Source organism: Microbacterium xerophyticum (assembly GCF_053543555.1).
In genome coordinates, this window is the sequence record NZ_JBLVOB010000006.1 from 250,626 (window position 1) to 265,488 (window position 14,863).

Genomic DNA, 14,863 nt, shown 5'->3' on the forward strand with positions numbered 1-14,863 from the left:
GCGCACGACCGCGCGTCGCGAAGGCGATGAGTGGGTCATTGACGGGACCAAGCAGTTCATCACGAACTCGGGAACCACGATCACCCGTTTCGTGACGGTCACGGCTGTCACCGGCGTCCGCGACGGTCGCAAGGACATCTCGACCATCATCGTGCCCAACGGCACGCCGGGCTTCACCGTGGAGGCCCCGTACGACAAGGTCGGCTGGCGCGCATCCGACACGCACCCGCTCACGTTCGACGGGGTCAGGGTTCCAGCGGAGAACCTGCTCGGCGAGGAGGGTCGCGGGTTCGGCAACTTCCTCAGCATCCTCGACGAAGGACGCATCGCGATCGCCGCACTCTCGACCGGCGCGGCAGAGGGCTGCCTCGAGGACGCGGTCGAGTACGCGAAGAGCCGCACCGTGTTCGGCAGTGCGCTGAGCACCCGCCAGAACGCCCAGTTCACGCTGGCGCGGATGCGTGCGCGCGTGCACACCGCGCGTCTGGCGTGGCATCATGCCGCACGGCTCCGTGATGCGGGCAAGCCGTTCGCCGAGGCATCCGCGATCGCGAAGCTCGTGGCGGGAGACGCGGCGATGGACAACGCCAGGGACGCGACGCAGATCTTCGGCGGCAACGGGTTCATGAATGAGTTCTCGGTCGCGCGGCACTACCGCGACTCCAAGATCCTCGAGATCGGCGAGGGGACGACCGAGGTGCAGCTGCTCGTGATCGCGCGGGCGCTGGGGCTCACCCGATAGCGTGGCAGCATGACCGATATCCTCCAGCGCGGGCTCTACTTCGAGGAGTTCGAGGTCGGCGCTCGCTACCTGCATCGCCCAGGTCGCACGGCGACCGAGACCGACAACGTGCTCTTCACCACGCTGACGATGAACACGCAGGCGCTGCATCTGGATGCCGCATTCGCCGGCGAGCAGGAGTTCGGGCAGCGGCTGATGAATTCCATGTGGACGCTGTCGACGATGGTGGGCGCCTCGGTCGCCCAGCTGACGCAGGGCACGCTCGTCGCGCAGCTCGGGTTGGGGGAGATCGCATTCCCGCATCCGCTGTTCGCCGGCGACACGCTCTACACCGAGAGCATCGTGACGGAGAAGCGGCTGTCATCGTCGCGACCGGGGCAGGGCATCTGCACGATCGCCCACACCGGGCGCAACCAGGACGACGTCGTGGTCGCTGAGGCTCGACGGACGGTGCTCGTGCACTGCCTGCCGGACGGAGACCACGATGACGTTTGAGCTCGGACCCGCGCTGCTGTTCTGCCCGGCGGATCGACCGGAACGCTTCGAGAAGGCTCTCGCCCGCGCGGATGCGGTGATCCTCGATCTCGAGGATGCCGTGGCCCCCGCGGACAAGGAAGTTGCGCGCCACAACCTGCGCAGCGCAGCAGTCGACCCGCAGCGCGTGATCGTCCGGGTCAACGCGCCGGGGACGCGCGACTTCGCGAGCGACCTCGCAATGCTGGCGGAGACCGGGTTCCGCACGGTGATGGTGGCGAAGGCGGAGGAGCCCTCTGCGCTGGATGCCTTCGACGACCGGTTCTCACTGGTCGCTCTCTGCGAGACCGCCCGAGGAATCGCAGCGGCCGACCGGCTCGCCGAGCACCCCGGGGTGGTCGCGCTCATGTGGGGTGCCGAAGACCTGGTGGCGTCCCTCGGCGGGACATCGAGCAGGGATGCGAGCGGCCGATACCGGGACGTGGCCCGGTACGCGCGGTCACGTGTTCTCGTGGAAGCCGGTGCCAGGGGCAAGACGGCGATCGACGCCGTGCACATCGACATCGACGACGCGGAAGGTCTGAGACGGGAGGCCGCGGATGCTGTGGCTTCCGGCTTCGGTGCGACGGCGTGCATCCACCCCGGTCAGGTCCAGATCATCAGGGACGCGTATCTTCCCGATGAGGAGACCGCATCGTGGGCGCACGCCGTGCTCGCAGCGGCCGAGGGGGAGCGCGGCGTCTTCAGGTTCCGCGGGCAGATGGTCGACGAACCGGTGCTGCGGCACGCACGAGCGGTGATCATGCGCGCCGGGCGCTGATCCGCCTGCTCACGCCGGAGTGGTCTCCAGCAGCCGCAGTACGCCGGGAGCCGCCTCGAAGCGATGCACCGAGCCGTTCGGGAGCGGCACTCCCACGGCCGGCATCGTGCCTCCGGATGCGTGATCGAGCAGGGCGCGGATGACGCCGCCGTGCGCGACGACGATCACCGATTCGGCGATCGGCGCCGACCGCCGACGAGACGCGCGGGCGATGAGGTCGAGCGCACCGATCGCCCGCTGCGCCACCTGATCGAAGCTCTCAGCCCTGGGGACGTCGGCGTGCCAGTCCCCGTAGCGGTCGATGTAGTCGGCGACCAGCATTCCCTCCGCCTCGCCGAACTCGCGCTCACGAAGATCGGGAACGAGCTCCGGCTCCGCCAAGCCGATCGTCTGGGCGATGATCCGCGCGGTCTCGTGCGCACGCACGAGCGGGCTCGCGTAGATCGCACGGTGGGCGGTGCCTGTGAGGAGCGCGGCGGCATCCCGGGCGTGGCCGCGGCCCGTCTCATTGAGTGGGATGTCTGTCGAACCCTGGATCCGGCGGTCCAGGTTCCAGTCGGTCTGACCGTGGCGGACGAGCGTGATGAAGGTCACGTGAGGAGCTCCTGAAGTGCGGGGAGGACGTCGCTCGTGCCACCTGCGAGGGTCACGTGCGCCCAGGCATCGGCCCTGGTCGGTTCTCGATTGACGATGATGAGCGGGATGCTGCGGCGACGAGCGCGTTCGATCAACCGCACGCCCGAGTTCACGACGAGCGACGAGCCGGCGACGATGAGGGCATCGCTGGCGCGCAGCAGCGACTCGGCAGCGCGGAAGCGGTCAGCGGGCACGTACTCGCCGAAGAACACCACATCCGGCTTCAGCATCCCACCGCACACCGTGCACGTCGGAACCACGAAATCCTCGGTGCTCTCGGGAGCGACGTCGCCATCCGGATTCAGGACGATGTTCTCCGGCACGGTGATCCAGGGGTTGAGCTGTTCGATCTGCGTCGCGATGTCGCGTCGATCGAAGACCTGTCCGCACTGCAGGCAGACGACCCGGCGCATGGTGCCGTGCACCTCGATGACGCGGCTGCTGCCCGCGCGCAGATGCAGGCCGTCGACGTTCTGCGTGATCACGCCGGAAGCGATGCCGTCACGCTCCATCTCGGCCAATGCGATGTGTCCGGCGTTCGGCTCGGCCCGGGCGAACGCTCGCCAGCCGAGGTGGCCGCCGACCCAGTACCGTCGGCGCGCTGCCTCGTCCGCGAGGTAGCGCTGCCCGGTCATCGGGTCGGCGCGAGTCCGAGCGCCCTCGCCGCGATAGGCGGGGATGCCGGAGTCGGTCGATATTCCCGCGCCAGTGAGAAAGGCGATCCTGCGACCGTTGAGAAGGTCGGCTGACTTCTCGATGCCGGCTGACAGCTCAGCACTGATCGTCGCGCTCACGAAACCTCCCTCAGCGAGTCTACGGCGTGCCCGAGGGGTGGGCGCGTGCGGATACGGTGACGAGGTGGTGGCAGAGTTGTCGTCATGCCACTCGAGCTGATCCACGACAGCGACGACCCGCGGCTGGCGGACTACCGCGGTCTCACCGACACGGCGCTGCGACGCATGAAGGAGCCCGAGGAGGGCCTGTACATCGCCGAGTCGGTCAAGGTGATCGCGCGCGCCGTGAACGCCGGGCACATCCCGCGATCCGTGCTGACGCAGCGCAGGTGGATCGAGCAGGTCGAAGAGGCCCTCGCGGGCCAGGACGCTCCGGTGTACGTGGTGGCCGATGACGTCGCGGAGCGGGTGACCGGTTACGCCGTTCACCGGGGTGCGCTGGCGTCGATGCAGCGTCCCGCACTGCCTGGCGTGGCGGACGTTCTTCGCGCAGCGAAGCCCGACCTCGCGCGGGACGATCTGGTCGGGCACGCGAACGTGTGTGAACCTGAAGGACACACTTCGCACCCTCCGAAGGGAACTCGTTCGCGCATCGCCATCCTTGAGGGTTTGACTGATCATGCGAACCTCGGAAGCGGATTCAGAAACGCCGCGGCGCTCGGTGTCGACGCCGTCCTGGTGACGCCGACCTGCGCGGACCCGCTCTACCGACGCTCGGTGCGTGTCTCCATGGGCACGGTGTTCCAGGTGCCGTGGACGCGGATTCCGGCGTGGCCGGCAGGCATCGACGAGCTCAGGGCCGCTGGCTACGTGGTCGCCGGCATGACGCTGGGCGAGGGGGCGATCACCCTCGACGAGCTGGTCGCTGAGGATCACGAGAAGCTCGCGCTGGTGTTCGGCACGGAAGGCGACGGCATCATGCCGGCAACCGACCGCCTTCTCGATCGCCGCGTGACCATTCCCATGATGGGGGGCGTCGATTCGCTCAACGTCGCCGCGGCGACGGCGGTGACGTTCTACGCGACGAGGTAGAACGTCGGGGAGACACGCGGGGCCGTGACGTCGCCTATCCGCTACCAGACGCCCGTTTCAGCCAGTCGCGCCCATCGTGGGATCAGTGCTGCGAGAGCGATGATGAACGCGGCAGCGGCGACCGCGATGGACACAGCGCGAACGCGCCACCTTACGGTCTCGAAGTCATTTCTGAGGAGGATGATTCCGCTCGCGAAGGGCAGGGCGAAGGGAACGATGCTCATCACGACCAGGGCCAGCATGGCGGACTCCCGCCATGTTTCCTCGGAGTACAGCAAGCCGAAGAGCATGAGCCAGCCTTTGGCGAGTGCCATCACGGTTCCGATGCCTCCGATGATGCCGGACAGCATGATCATCGTCCGCGGCCGGAGTGCGTCCTCGCCGAGCGACGCGTGCACCAGCACCATCGCGGACAGGAGCGCCATCAGCGCCAGGTAGCTGATGTCAGCGAAGCCCCACTCACCGGTGTTGATCGGTACGAGCCCCGTGATCATCATGAACAAGTGCGCGATCGACAAAGCCGACGCGACGCCGATCAAGGTGACACTGGCGTTGGCGACGAGCCGCTCGGAGCGCGTCGCCGGCTCCGGCTCGACCCACAGCGGAGCGGACTGCGTCGTCGTCATGCGGATGACTCTCCTACGTGAACCTGGACGAATCCCTGTCAGACGCGCTATCGCGCCTCGAGCACCGCGACGACGGGACGGTGGTCGGTGCCGCCGGGAGCCGAAGGCTCCATCACCCGGGCATCGAGCACCGTCCAAGCAGAACCGGTCACAACCCGATCGATCGGAGATGCCAGCCATGCCGGGATCGTTGAAGGCCAGGTACCGGTAGCGGATGCCCCAGCCTTAGCCGCGGCATCCTGGCAGTTCTCGAGCTCCAGGTGGTCGATCGTGGCATTGAAATCGCCAGCGATGATGACATCGGATCCGAGCGTGCTGCATTTCTCGGTGATCCAGTGCAGGCCTGCGTTCCAGTCGTCCATGCTTTCGGGTAGGGGAGGTGCCGGGTGCGCCGCGACTATCGACGGTCCGCCTCCATCGACCGGACGCCAGACGCCACTGGGAAGGCCAGGAGTCCATCCTGCAGCCTCGTCGAGTTCATAGCTGCCGAGCTCATCGGCGACGAGCAGTGACGTCGGGATCCAGGACTCCTCGACCGATCCGGCAACAGCGCGGGTGGTCGCAGGCGAGAAGTGCATGCCCTCGAGGGCCACCAGGCGCGCGACCTCGGCAGCAGCATCCTCATCCATCTCCGGCAGGCTCACGACATCGGCGTGCACCTCGAGAACGAGCTCGGCCACGGCTGCCGGCGACGTGGCTCCGCCCTGGGCATTCCAGACCAAGACCGTCAGATCGCCGTCCATCAGATCTGCTGTATCCGTCGCTGAGCTTCCCCGGGCGACAAGCACTCCGCCGTTCCCGAGAGCCGCAACAAGAGTCGCGATTGCGACACCTGCGGCGATGCTCGCCGGCAACCGGGCTCGGCGCCGGAAGAGCAGGAGCACCGCCGCGGCGACGACGGCGACGCACAGGAGGGCGAGCGCCAGCGGAGCGCGGAACGCGATGAGCTGCGCGACGCCATGAACGCGCTGCGCGCCGAGAGCCTGCGGCCAGGTCAGCAGGAGAGCCACAGGCAGGCAGACCAGCAATGTGGTGATCAGGCCGACACGATCCGGACGGGTGCTGGTGCTGCTTGCGACCGACGCTCGTTTCTGTTCCGGAGCTTCGGCGACGCGGGTCACAGGCCCCATGTCGGATGGCTGCCTGCCGGCGACCGCTCGGCGGGCTCATCCTGCGGGATCGGCCTGAGGGCGGCGCGCGTGGCCACGTGGCCGATGTTCGTCTCACTGATGCTGAAGAACTCGCCGATCATTGGAGCCTCTCCTCCTCGTATGGCTGTGCAAAGTCAAGTCTGCTTGTGCTTACGGGTCTCCACCACCTGGATCCTGCGTGACCTGAGCTTGGCGACGACCTGCGCGAAGGGTTTCTGGTACTCGGGGGCAGGATAGCGATGCAGCTTGATTCGAACCGTGTGCTTGCCGGCTTTCGACGCAGCCCCAGGAACGTCCAGCGGTTCCTTCAGGCGCAGCAGCAGATCCCGGTTCAGATCCCGGCTGCTCCACAGAAGCCGAACTTTGGCCTGATTCATATACCGGACTTCCGTGGCTCCCTTGATCGAACCCCACGGGATCACGTGGCCGCCGCGGACCGTGATGCCTACGTCGCCAAGCTCCAGATCGATCGCGTCGTCGCCGGTGCGCATCGCCCCGGGGATGCTGGTCATCAAGCCGTAGGCACCAAGAGCCAGACCTACGGCTCCGAGAATCAACGGCCCCCCGCTGAACCAGATCTCGGCCTTGCGCACCGACATCTCAGGCAAGCCGTTCGCCACCAGGTACAGCCCCAGCGCGAACAGCGGCGCTCCCAGGATCACCAGGATCGCGCTCCGCCAGATCCGCCTCCAGTGGTAGCTGCTTCTGCTGGTGAAGCCTCGCGACTGCGTCTGGTGCGAGGCGGAGTCCATCATCTGATCAATGCTTTCTGGTCGGTTCGATGAACCGGCAATTCTACGGATATGGGTTCGAGATCACCGCACTGGCGTTGAACGATGACGCGGTGCCTTTGGTGAACTATGCGGCGGACCGGCCGGAGAGGGTCGCCTCGGCCGCGACGGTCGCCCTCTGGGCGCTGTCGGACTGTCCCGTCTCGGCTACTCGGGGTCAGGGAAGACGATCGGACCGGGCTCCGGCCGCTTCGCGGTGATGAGATCGCCGGAGGACTGGTGCCGAAGCCGCCTCAGCACCCACGGCACCAGATGCTCGCGGGCCCAGCCGAGATCCTCCGCACGGGCCTCGCGCCAGGTGCGGGGCGGACGCGGTTCGGGTCGCATGGGCTGAAGGTCGTTGGGGACGTTGAGCGCGCGCAGCACCATGCGGGCGACCTCGTGGTGGCCGAGCGCGTTGAAGTGCAACCTGTCGTCATCGAAGAACCGGGTGTCCTGCACGGACTTCAGCGCCCATTGATCGGCCACGATGCAGTCGTGCCGTTCGGCGATCGCGCGGATGTTCTCGTTGTAGATCGCCACCTTGCCGCGGAACCGTCGGAAGACCGGGGTGAAGCCCGTGTCGATGCCGGTGAAGAGGAGGATCGCCGCGCCGGTCGATGCCAGTCGGGCGACGGCATCCTCGAGCTGCTCCGCGATCATGTCCGGATCGGTCCCCGGCCGGATGACGTCATTGCCGCCCGCGCAGATCGAGATGAGATCGGGTCGCAGCGCGACGGCGGGCTCGACCTGGTCGGCGACGATCTGCGCGATGAGCTTGCCGCGCACCGCGAGGTTCGCGTAGGCGAAGCCGTCGACCTGCCGCGCGAGCACTTCGGCGACGCGATCCGCCCAGCCACGGTGCCCGTCCGGCACCGCCGGGTCGGGGTCTCCTATGCCTTCGGTGAATGAATCGCCGATGGCCACGAACCTCCGCCAAGGGTGGGGGTTCTCGTTCGCGACATAAGGCGTTCGGGACGATTCCTCGTCGACCATGGATACTCCTTCACTGCCTCGCGGAGGGAACTGGGACCGCGCAGTGATCGAGCCTACTTCGTCGTGGGGCGGTTACGGGGGAGAAGTGTCTGCGGCACCGATTATCCTGGAATCGATGCTCTCTCCGTCCTTTCCCCAGCGCGCCCCGTGGGGAACGGCGGACAAGCTGCGCGCGTGGCAGCGTGAGGCCCTCGACATCTACTTCCAGCGGGATCAGCGCGATTTCCTCGTCGCCGCGACGCCGGGTGCAGGTAAGACGACCTTCGCGCTGACCCTGGCAGTCGAACTGCTGCGCATGGGCGAGGTGAACCGGATCATCGTGGTCGCGCCGACCGAGCATCTGAAGACGCAGTGGGCCGATGCCGCAGCACGTGTGCACATCCGTCTCGATCCCCGTTTCCGCAACAGTCATTGGGCGCCGTCGCGCCAGTACCACGGTGTCGTCGTCACCTATGCCCAGGTCGCCGCGAAGTCGTCGGTGCATCGTCATCTGACCGAGGACGCGAAGACCCTCGTCATCCTGGACGAGGTGCATCACGGCGGTGATGCGCTCAGTTGGGGTGATGCGATCCGCGACGCCTACGGTCCCGCGAAGCGGCGCCTCTCCCTCTCCGGCACGCCGTTCCGCAGCGACACCGCGCCGATCCCGTTCGTCACGTACGCGCCCGACGAGAGCGGCGGGCGGGTCTCGTCGACCGACTACGCGTACGGCTACGGCCGCGCCCTCGCCGACGGTGTCGTGCGACCGGTGCTGTTCCACATGTATTCGGGGAAGATGCGGTGGCGCACGAGCGCCGGCGACGAACTCGAGGCCCACCTCGGGCAGGACAACACCAAGGACGTCAACTCGCAGGCGTGGCGGACCGCGCTCGATCCTGAGGGCGAGTGGATGCCGGCGGTGCTGTCCGCTGCCGACCGACGCCTCACCGAGATCCGCCATCATGTCCCGGATGCCGGCGGACTCGTGATCGCGACGGATCAGACCGTCGCACGCGCCTATGCGAAGATCCTGCACAGCCTCACGGGTCAGCGTCCGACCGTCGTGCTCTCCGATGAAGCCGCGGCCTCCGAGCGCATCGAGAAGTTCAGCGCCGACACCAGCCGGTGGATGGTGGCGGTGCGCATGGTGTCGGAGGGCGTCGACGTGCCCCGCCTCGCCGTGGGGGTCTATGCGACGTCGTCGTCGACACCGCTGTTCTTCGCCCAGGCCATCGGCCGCTTCGTCCGCGCCAGACGGCGCGGCGAGGCGGCGAGCGTGTTCCTGCCGAACGTGCCGGTGCTCATGGGGCTCGCGAACGAACTGGAGAAGCAGCGCGATCACGCCCTGGATCGTCAGAGCAAGGACGATGACGGCCTCGACGACTCCCTCCTGGAGAGCGCGAATCGCGAGGAAGAGGCCTCCGACGCTCTCACGCAGGAGTTCAGTTACCAGGCGATCTCGTCGCTCGCGCACTTCGATCGCGTCGTGTTCGAAGGGCAGGAGTTCGGTCAGCTGGCCGAGCCGGGCACGCCGGAGGAGGAGGAGTTCATCGGGATTCCCGGCCTCCTCGAGCCCGAGCATGTGCACGAACTCCTCATGCAGCGTCAGACGCGTCAGTCGAAGCTGCGTGAGGCACGGGAGGCGGAAGCCGGCCCGGAGGCGGTGACCACCCTGCCCCCGCCTCTGCACCGCACGATGCGCGAGCAGCGACAGCTGCTGAACAGCCTCGTGGGGCTGTACGCGCGTCAGGCAGGCGAGCCCCACGGCGCCGTGCACGCCGAACTGCGCCGCATCTGCGGCGGCCCTGCCGTCGCGCAGGCGACCGTGACGCAACTGCAGGCGCGCATCGAGGTGCTGCGCAAGCGCGTGCGCAAGTAGTACCAGGGCGCGGCCGGCGCCGCCGAGCCGTGCTCGAGCAGCGGCGGGTTCGGAGCCCCGAAATGCTGGCAATCCCTGGTTTCCGGGAGTTCGGGCGTCATCGTCTGGATACCGTTGAAGCTGCCCGAACACGCACTGGAGGACCCATGACAGCGCCTGCTGCCGCCGAGCCGACCGCGGCCGATCGCCGCCGCTGGGCCCGATACCTCGTGGAGGAGCGCGCCGAGGGGATGGTCTATCAGAAGCTCGCGGCGCGCAAGACGGGGGAGGAGCGGGACATCCTGCAGAGCCTCGCCGATGCGGAGCGTCGCCATGAGCAGCACTGGCTGGACCTGCTCGGCGGTGAGCCCAGCAGGCTTCCCAAGGCGGGTATCCGCTCCCGGCTGCTCGCCTGGATGGCAGGGCGATTCGGGTCCATCTTCGTCCTCGTGCTGGCCCAGAGCGCGGAAGCGCGCTCCCCGTACGACACCGAGCAGTACGCGACACCGGCCATGCGCGCCGACGAGAAGATCCACCACGAGGTCGTCCGCGGTCTCGCGGCGAGAGGGCGACGACGCCTGTCCGGATCGTTCCGCGCTGCCGTGTTCGGCGCGAACGACGGGCTGGTGAGCAACCTGGCGCTCGTACTCGGCATAGGTGCGACGGGAGTCGGTTCGAGTTTCGTGCTGTTCAGCGGGATCGCCGGCCTTCTCGCCGGCGCGCTGTCGATGGGGGCGGGAGAGTTCGTCTCGGTGCGGTCGCAGCGCGAGCTGCTCGCATCCACGGAGGCCAACGACGATGCGGCGCATTCGGCGGGAGATCTCGACATCGACGTGAACGAGCTGGCCCTGGTGTACCGGGCGCGCGGTATCGATGAGGGAGAGGCCCTCGAGCGGTCGCGTCGTATCATCACCGCCGCGCAGGAGGGCGTGCGTCGTGCGGCCACGGCACCGGTGCGTACGCACGCCGGCTCCGACCACGACATCGTCGGCAGCGACTGGACAGCCGCTATCTCCAGTTTCCTGCTCTTCGCATCAGGTGCGATCATCCCCGTACTGCCGTGGATCTTCGGGCTGGAGGGTGTGACCGCCATCATCGTCGCCCTCATCCTGGTCGGCATCGCACTGCTGACGACCGGGGCGATGGTCGGCATCCTTTCCGGTGGGCCGCCTCTGCGCCGTGCACTGCGCCAACTCGCCATCGGGTTCGGCGCCGCAGCCATCACCTACCTCCTCGGACTGGTCTTCGGCGTCGGCGCCGTCTGATCCCTCTGCTCAGCCGCCCGTACACTGGGCGCGTGAGCGATGCGGCCGGCCGACCCGAGCGCAGTGTCGGCGGTCGTGCGCGCGAGGTGCTGCTGATCCGCGCCTTCGCCCTGTTCTGGAGCGCGACGACGATGCGCGCCCTCGGCGGCACCATCGCCGGTGTCGCCTTCCAGGTGCTGATCGTGAGCGCGATCGGTGCGTCCGCGTTCGAGATCGGGGTGCTGAGCTCACTGAGCGTCGTCCCGTATCTGTTCCTCGGACTGATCGTCGGCGCACTCATGGATCGATGGCGGCGGCAGCGGGCTCTCGTCGTCACGAGTATCGGGCGCGCCGTCGTCCTCGGTGCGGTCCCCGTGCTGCTGCTCCTCGATGCGCTCGGGTTCTGGTCACTCGCGGCCGTGATCCTGGTGCTCGGCATCCTGACGCTGTTCGCCGACTCCGCCTCTCAGCCGTTCCTTCCCCATATCGTCCCTCGGGGGTCTCTCGTGATGGCGAACGCGAGACTCGGCCAGAGCGAGACGGTCGCCGGTACGGCCGGGCCGGCGCTGGGCGGCGTCATGCTCAACCTTCTGGGTGCGCCGTTGCTGTTCGCCTTCGACGCCGCGATGAACGCCGTGTCGGCCGTTCTCCAGTCCCAGATCGCGGTCGACGAAGCTCCACGGTCAGCGCGTGCGCACGGACGGCACATCGGCCACGACATCCTCGAGGGGATGAGGTACACGTATCGGCATCGCACGCTGCGTCCGCTCGCCCTGTCCGTGCACGTCTGGTTCCTCGGCAACAGCATCGTGGCGACCGTGTTCGCCGTCTTCGTCCTGCGTGAACTGCGTCTCGAGCCGTGGGCGTTCGGTCTCGCACTCGCCTGCGGCGGCGTCGGAGGGTTCGTCGGCGCACTGCTCGCCCCTGCCCTGGGGCGGCGGATGGGCGCAGGGCGTGCGATCCTGCTCGGCCGGATGCTCGTCGTCGTACCGTGGGCAGCAGTGGCGCTCAGCCCCGTATCCGCCTCGACCGATCCCGTCGTGCTCCTACTGTTGATCTCTTCGGCGCAGTTCGTCCACGGGCTCTCGATGGGTGTCGAGGATGCGAACGAGATGGGGTACCGGCAGGCGGCCGCCCCTGACGCGATGCAGGGCAGGATGAACTCGACCATCCGCACGATGAACAGGGCGATCTTCTTCTTCGGCGCGCTGCTCGCCGGTGCCCTGGCGACCTTCTGGGGATACTCGCTGACGCTCGGAGCCGCTGCAGTGATCTTCGCGGCGGCCGCGGCGGTTGTCGCGTTCTCGCCGCTGCGGCTCGCACGTCATGACGATGCGGCGAGTCTCGACACGTGATCTCGAGCCGGAAACGAAGAAGCTCCGGGAGCCCCTGGCCGAACCAGGGAACTTCCGGAGCTGATCTGTGCGCGGAGGGGGACTTGAACCCCCACGCCCTTACGGGCACTACGACCTCAACGTAGCGCGTCTACCATTCCGCCACCCGCGCAGGTGATGAAAAGTCGTTGCCGACCGAAGAGAAACGTTACCAGATCTCGCAGGTGCCGACGAACCGGGGCGCACCTCGGGCGTGCCGCAGCCGTTCGATAGCCTGAGGGCATGTCTGACGCTGAACTGCCCGAGGTCGTCCGCGTCGCGCGTGACCTGATCCGGATCGACACCTCGAATTTCGGCGGGGGCAATGCCAAGGGAGAGCGTGAAGCGGCCGAGTACGTCGGCGCGTATCTGGAGAGCCTCGGCCTGACGCCCGAGTACTACGAGCCGATCCCACGGCGCACCAACGTCATGGCGCGCGTCGCCGGTCGCGATCGGAGCAAACCCGCCCTCGTGGTGCACGGCCATCTCGACGTGGTACCGGCCATGGCCGAGGACTGGAGCGTCGATCCGTTCGCGGGGGAGGTGCGCGACGGGATGCTGTGGGGCCGCGGTGCCGTGGACATGAAGAACATGGACGCCATGATCCTCACGTCGGTCGCGGACATCCTGCGGTCGGGGCAGCAACCGGAACGCGATCTCGTACTGGTGTTCTTCGCCGACGAGGAGAACGGCGGCGTCGAGGGTTCGGCTCTCGTCGTGAAGGACCGCCCCGAATGGTTCGCGGGTGCGACGGAGGCCATCAGCGAGGTCGGCGGCTACTCCATCACGGTGGACGATCGTCGTGCATACCTGTTGCAGGTGGGGGAGAAGGCACTGATCTGGATCCGCCTCATCGCCAAGGGGCGCGCGGGTCACGGCAGCCGCCTTCATGACGACAACGCCGTGGTCAAGCTCGCCGAGGCCGTCGCCGCGATCGGACGCACCCGGTGGCCGATCCGGCTCACGTCGACGACACGAGCTCTGCTGCAGGGTCTCGGCGAGCTCACCGGTCGCCCCGTCGACGATCCGGATGCCCTCGCCGCGGCATCCGGTCCTGCTGAAGCCTTCCTGAGCTCGACCTTCCGCACGACGACCAACCCGACGGCACTCACCGCCGGTTACAAGCACAATGTGATCCCCGAGCGCGCCGAGGCGCTGATCGATGTGCGCGTGCTGCCCGGCACCGAGGACGAGGTGCTCGCGGAGCTGCAGCAGATCGTCGGCGAGGACATCCTCATCGAGACCGTCGTGCGCGACATCGGCATGGAGACGCCGTTCGAAGGGGCGCTGGTGGAGGCGATGGTGCACAGCCTCGCCGTTCACGACCCCGGCGTGCCGGTGATCCCGTATCTCCTCGGCGCGGGCACCGACAACAAGGCGCTCTCCACGCTCAGCATCACGGGGTATGGTTTTGCACCGCTCCGTCTGCCGGCGGATCTCGACTTCACCGGGATGTTCCACGGTGTCGACGAGCGTGTCCCCATAGAATCACTTGTCTTCGGTCAGCAGGTTCTGACCGGTCTCCTGCGCACATACTGACGCGCGCCCCTGAATCAGAAGGCCATCCATGCACCTGCTCGAAGCGCTGTTCCTCGGCGTCATCCAGGGGCTCACAGAGTTCCTGCCGATCTCCTCCAGCGCCCACTTGCGCATCGTGGGCACCTTCACCGGCTCCGGAGAGGACCCGGGGGCCGCGTTCACCGCGATCACCCAGATCGGTACCGAGGCGGCCGTCGTGGTGTTCTTCTGGCGCGACATCACGCGCATCATCGGTCACTGGTTCCGCTCGTTGACTGGCTCACTTCCCCGCAACGACCCTGACGCCAGGATGGGGTGGCTGATCATCATCGGCAGCATCCCGATCGTCGTGCTCGGGCTGCTGTTCCAGGACCAGATCGAGACGGTGCTGCGATCGATGTGGATCGTGGCGATCATGCTGATCGTCTTCGGTGTCCTGCTCGGGATCGCGGACTACGTCGGCGCGAAGCGCCGCAAGCTCGACCAGATCACGTATCCGCACGGCATCCTGTTCGGATTCGCCCAGGCGCTCGCACTCATCCCCGGCGTCTCGCGCTCCGGCGGAACGATCACGATGGGATTGTTCCTCGGATACGAGCGCGCCGCTGCGGCCCGCTACGCGTTCCTGCTCGCCATCCCCGCCGTGTTCGGCAGCGGCTTCTTCCAGCTGTTCAAGAGCTGGGATGCCCCGGATCAGTACTTCTCCCTCGGCGAGACGGTCGCGGCGACGGGGATCGCCTTCGTCGTCGCACTCGGCGTCATCGCCTTCTTCATGAGCTGGATCTCCAAGCGCAGCTTCCTGCCGTTCGTGATCTACCGCATCCTGCTCGGCATCACGCTGCTGGTGCTGCTGAGCATGGGCGTGATCTCGGGCTAGCGCTTGTGGTCGCCCGGGGCGTCGCCCCGGCGG

General features: G+C 67.5%; 16 protein-coding genes and 1 tRNA gene. 9 read left to right on the forward strand and 8 right to left on the reverse strand.

What is annotated here, in order from left to right; all coding sequences use genetic code 11:
* The 3 genes from ACNPNP_RS07815 to ACNPNP_RS07825 form a co-directional block, all read left to right on the forward strand.
* Positions 1-742 (forward strand): acyl-CoA dehydrogenase family protein (locus ACNPNP_RS07815; RefSeq protein WP_448965488.1); only part of this gene is annotated, 742 nt, incomplete at its 5' end.
* 9 nt (positions 743-751) lie between these two features.
* The gene (locus ACNPNP_RS07820) at positions 752-1,237 is read left to right on the forward strand and encodes a MaoC family dehydratase (RefSeq protein ID WP_448965489.1); all 486 of its coding nucleotides are present in this window, start codon (positions 752-754) and stop codon (positions 1,235-1,237) included.
* The gene (locus ACNPNP_RS07825; protein WP_448965490.1) at positions 1,227-2,036 is read left to right on the forward strand and encodes an HpcH/HpaI aldolase/citrate lyase family protein; all 810 of its coding nucleotides are present in this window, start codon (positions 1,227-1,229) and stop codon (positions 2,034-2,036) included. The genes ACNPNP_RS07820 and ACNPNP_RS07825 overlap by 11 nt, the downstream gene beginning before the upstream one ends.
* A gap of 9 nt (positions 2,037-2,045) precedes the next feature.
* Here the strand turns inward: ACNPNP_RS07825 and ACNPNP_RS07830 are convergent, their stop codons facing one another.
* Together ACNPNP_RS07830 and ACNPNP_RS07835 are read right to left on the reverse strand one after the other, a co-directional pair.
* Positions 2,046-2,630 carry a histidine phosphatase family protein gene (locus ACNPNP_RS07830; RefSeq protein WP_448965491.1) on the reverse strand — a complete coding sequence of 195 codons (585 nt, stop codon included), beginning with the start codon at positions 2,628-2,630 and terminating at the stop codon, positions 2,046-2,048.
* Positions 2,627-3,466, reverse strand: a complete 840-nt coding sequence (locus tag ACNPNP_RS07835) for a Sir2 family NAD-dependent protein deacetylase (RefSeq protein WP_448965492.1) — start codon at positions 3,464-3,466, stop codon at positions 2,627-2,629. The genes ACNPNP_RS07830 and ACNPNP_RS07835 overlap by 4 nt, the downstream gene beginning before the upstream one ends.
* 84 nt (positions 3,467-3,550) lie before the next feature.
* Between ACNPNP_RS07835 and ACNPNP_RS07840 the strand changes: the two genes are divergently transcribed.
* The gene (locus ACNPNP_RS07840) at positions 3,551-4,438 is read left to right on the forward strand and encodes a TrmH family RNA methyltransferase (protein ID WP_448965493.1); all 888 of its coding nucleotides are present in this window, start codon (positions 3,551-3,553) and stop codon (positions 4,436-4,438) included.
* A 41-nt stretch (positions 4,439-4,479) separates the two neighbouring features.
* Here the strand turns inward: ACNPNP_RS07840 and ACNPNP_RS07845 are convergent, their stop codons facing one another.
* The 5 genes from ACNPNP_RS07845 to ACNPNP_RS07865 all read right to left on the reverse strand — a co-directional run bounded on the left by ACNPNP_RS07845 (position 4,480) and on the right by ACNPNP_RS07865 (position 7,981).
* Positions 4,480-5,064: a hypothetical protein gene (locus ACNPNP_RS07845; protein ID WP_448965494.1), complete on the reverse strand. Its 585-nt coding sequence runs from the start codon at positions 5,062-5,064 to the stop codon at positions 4,480-4,482.
* Positions 5,065-5,111: 47 nt separating this feature from the next.
* A complete protein-coding gene (locus ACNPNP_RS07850) occupies positions 5,112-6,194 on the reverse strand; it encodes an endonuclease/exonuclease/phosphatase family protein (RefSeq protein ID WP_448965495.1) in 1,083 nt (360 codons plus the stop codon).
* Positions 6,182-6,316: a hypothetical protein gene (locus tag ACNPNP_RS07855; RefSeq protein ID WP_448965496.1), complete on the reverse strand. Its 135-nt coding sequence runs from the start codon at positions 6,314-6,316 to the stop codon at positions 6,182-6,184. Before ACNPNP_RS07855 ends, ACNPNP_RS07850 begins: the two co-directional genes overlap by 13 nt.
* 33 nt (positions 6,317-6,349) lie before the next feature.
* Positions 6,350-6,970, reverse strand: coding sequence for a hypothetical protein (locus ACNPNP_RS07860; RefSeq protein WP_448965497.1), 621 nt, complete (start codon positions 6,968-6,970; stop codon positions 6,350-6,352).
* Positions 6,971-7,153: 183 nt separating this feature from the next.
* Complete coding sequence (locus tag ACNPNP_RS07865) at positions 7,154-7,981, reverse strand: SGNH/GDSL hydrolase family protein (protein WP_448965498.1); 828 nt, start codon at positions 7,979-7,981, stop codon at positions 7,154-7,156.
* A gap of 115 nt (positions 7,982-8,096) precedes the next feature.
* Here ACNPNP_RS07865 and ACNPNP_RS07870 point away from each other — a divergent pair, with 115 nt between their 5' ends.
* The 3 genes from ACNPNP_RS07870 (at position 8,097) to ACNPNP_RS07880 (ending at position 12,417) form a co-directional block, all read left to right on the forward strand.
* Entirely contained in the window at positions 8,097-9,839 is a 1,743-nt protein-coding gene (locus ACNPNP_RS07870; protein WP_448965499.1) for a DEAD/DEAH box helicase, read from the forward strand.
* 146 nt (positions 9,840-9,985) lie between these two features.
* Positions 9,986-11,083 carry a VIT1/CCC1 transporter family protein gene (locus ACNPNP_RS07875; RefSeq protein WP_448965500.1) on the forward strand — a complete coding sequence of 366 codons (1,098 nt, stop codon included), beginning with the start codon at positions 9,986-9,988 and terminating at the stop codon, positions 11,081-11,083.
* Positions 11,084-11,115: 32 nt separating this feature from the next.
* Positions 11,116-12,417: an MFS transporter gene (locus tag ACNPNP_RS07880; RefSeq protein ID WP_448965501.1), complete on the forward strand. Its 1,302-nt coding sequence runs from the start codon at positions 11,116-11,118 to the stop codon at positions 12,415-12,417.
* A gap of 68 nt (positions 12,418-12,485) precedes the next feature.
* Here ACNPNP_RS07880 and ACNPNP_RS07885 read toward each other — a convergent pair.
* Positions 12,486-12,568, reverse strand: a tRNA-Leu gene (locus ACNPNP_RS07885).
* A gap of 110 nt (positions 12,569-12,678) precedes the next feature.
* Here ACNPNP_RS07885 and ACNPNP_RS07890 point away from each other — a divergent pair.
* Both ACNPNP_RS07890 and ACNPNP_RS07895 read left to right on the forward strand, forming a co-directional pair.
* The gene (locus ACNPNP_RS07890; protein WP_448965502.1) at positions 12,679-13,974 is read left to right on the forward strand and encodes a M20/M25/M40 family metallo-hydrolase; all 1,296 of its coding nucleotides are present in this window, start codon (positions 12,679-12,681) and stop codon (positions 13,972-13,974) included.
* 28 nt (positions 13,975-14,002) lie between these two features.
* On the forward strand, positions 14,003-14,830 hold the full coding sequence (locus ACNPNP_RS07895) for an undecaprenyl-diphosphate phosphatase (protein WP_448965503.1): 828 nt from the start codon (positions 14,003-14,005) through the stop codon (positions 14,828-14,830).
* Positions 14,831-14,863 lie beyond the last annotated feature (33 nt).

Excerpts from the sequence above, each read along its gene's own strand:
- ACNPNP_RS07820 (WP_448965489.1), top strand. The coding sequence starts at position 752 with ATGACCGATATCCTCCAGCGCGGGCTCTACTTCGAGGAGTTCGAGGTC.
- ACNPNP_RS07825 (WP_448965490.1), top strand. The coding sequence starts at position 1,227 with ATGACGTTTGAGCTCGGACCCGCGCTGCTGTTCTGCCCGGCGGATCGA.
- ACNPNP_RS07840 (WP_448965493.1), top strand. The coding sequence starts at position 3,551 with ATGCCACTCGAGCTGATCCACGACAGCGACGACCCGCGGCTGGCGGAC.
- ACNPNP_RS07845 (WP_448965494.1), bottom strand. The coding sequence starts at position 5,064 with ATGACGACGACGCAGTCCGCTCCGCTGTGGGTCGAGCCGGAGCCGGCG.
- ACNPNP_RS07850 (WP_448965495.1), bottom strand. The coding sequence starts at position 6,194 with ATGGGGCCTGTGACCCGCGTCGCCGAAGCTCCGGAACAGAAACGAGCG.
- ACNPNP_RS07855 (WP_448965496.1), bottom strand. The coding sequence starts at position 6,316 with ATGATCGGCGAGTTCTTCAGCATCAGTGAGACGAACATCGGCCACGTG.
- ACNPNP_RS07860 (WP_448965497.1), bottom strand. The coding sequence starts at position 6,970 with ATGATGGACTCCGCCTCGCACCAGACGCAGTCGCGAGGCTTCACCAGC.
- ACNPNP_RS07865 (WP_448965498.1), bottom strand. The coding sequence starts at position 7,981 with ATGGTCGACGAGGAATCGTCCCGAACGCCTTATGTCGCGAACGAGAAC.
- ACNPNP_RS07870 (WP_448965499.1), top strand. The coding sequence starts at position 8,097 with ATGCTCTCTCCGTCCTTTCCCCAGCGCGCCCCGTGGGGAACGGCGGAC.
- ACNPNP_RS07875 (WP_448965500.1), top strand. The coding sequence starts at position 9,986 with ATGACAGCGCCTGCTGCCGCCGAGCCGACCGCGGCCGATCGCCGCCGC.
- ACNPNP_RS07890 (WP_448965502.1), top strand. The coding sequence starts at position 12,679 with ATGTCTGACGCTGAACTGCCCGAGGTCGTCCGCGTCGCGCGTGACCTG.
- ACNPNP_RS07895 (WP_448965503.1), top strand. The coding sequence starts at position 14,003 with ATGCACCTGCTCGAAGCGCTGTTCCTCGGCGTCATCCAGGGGCTCACA.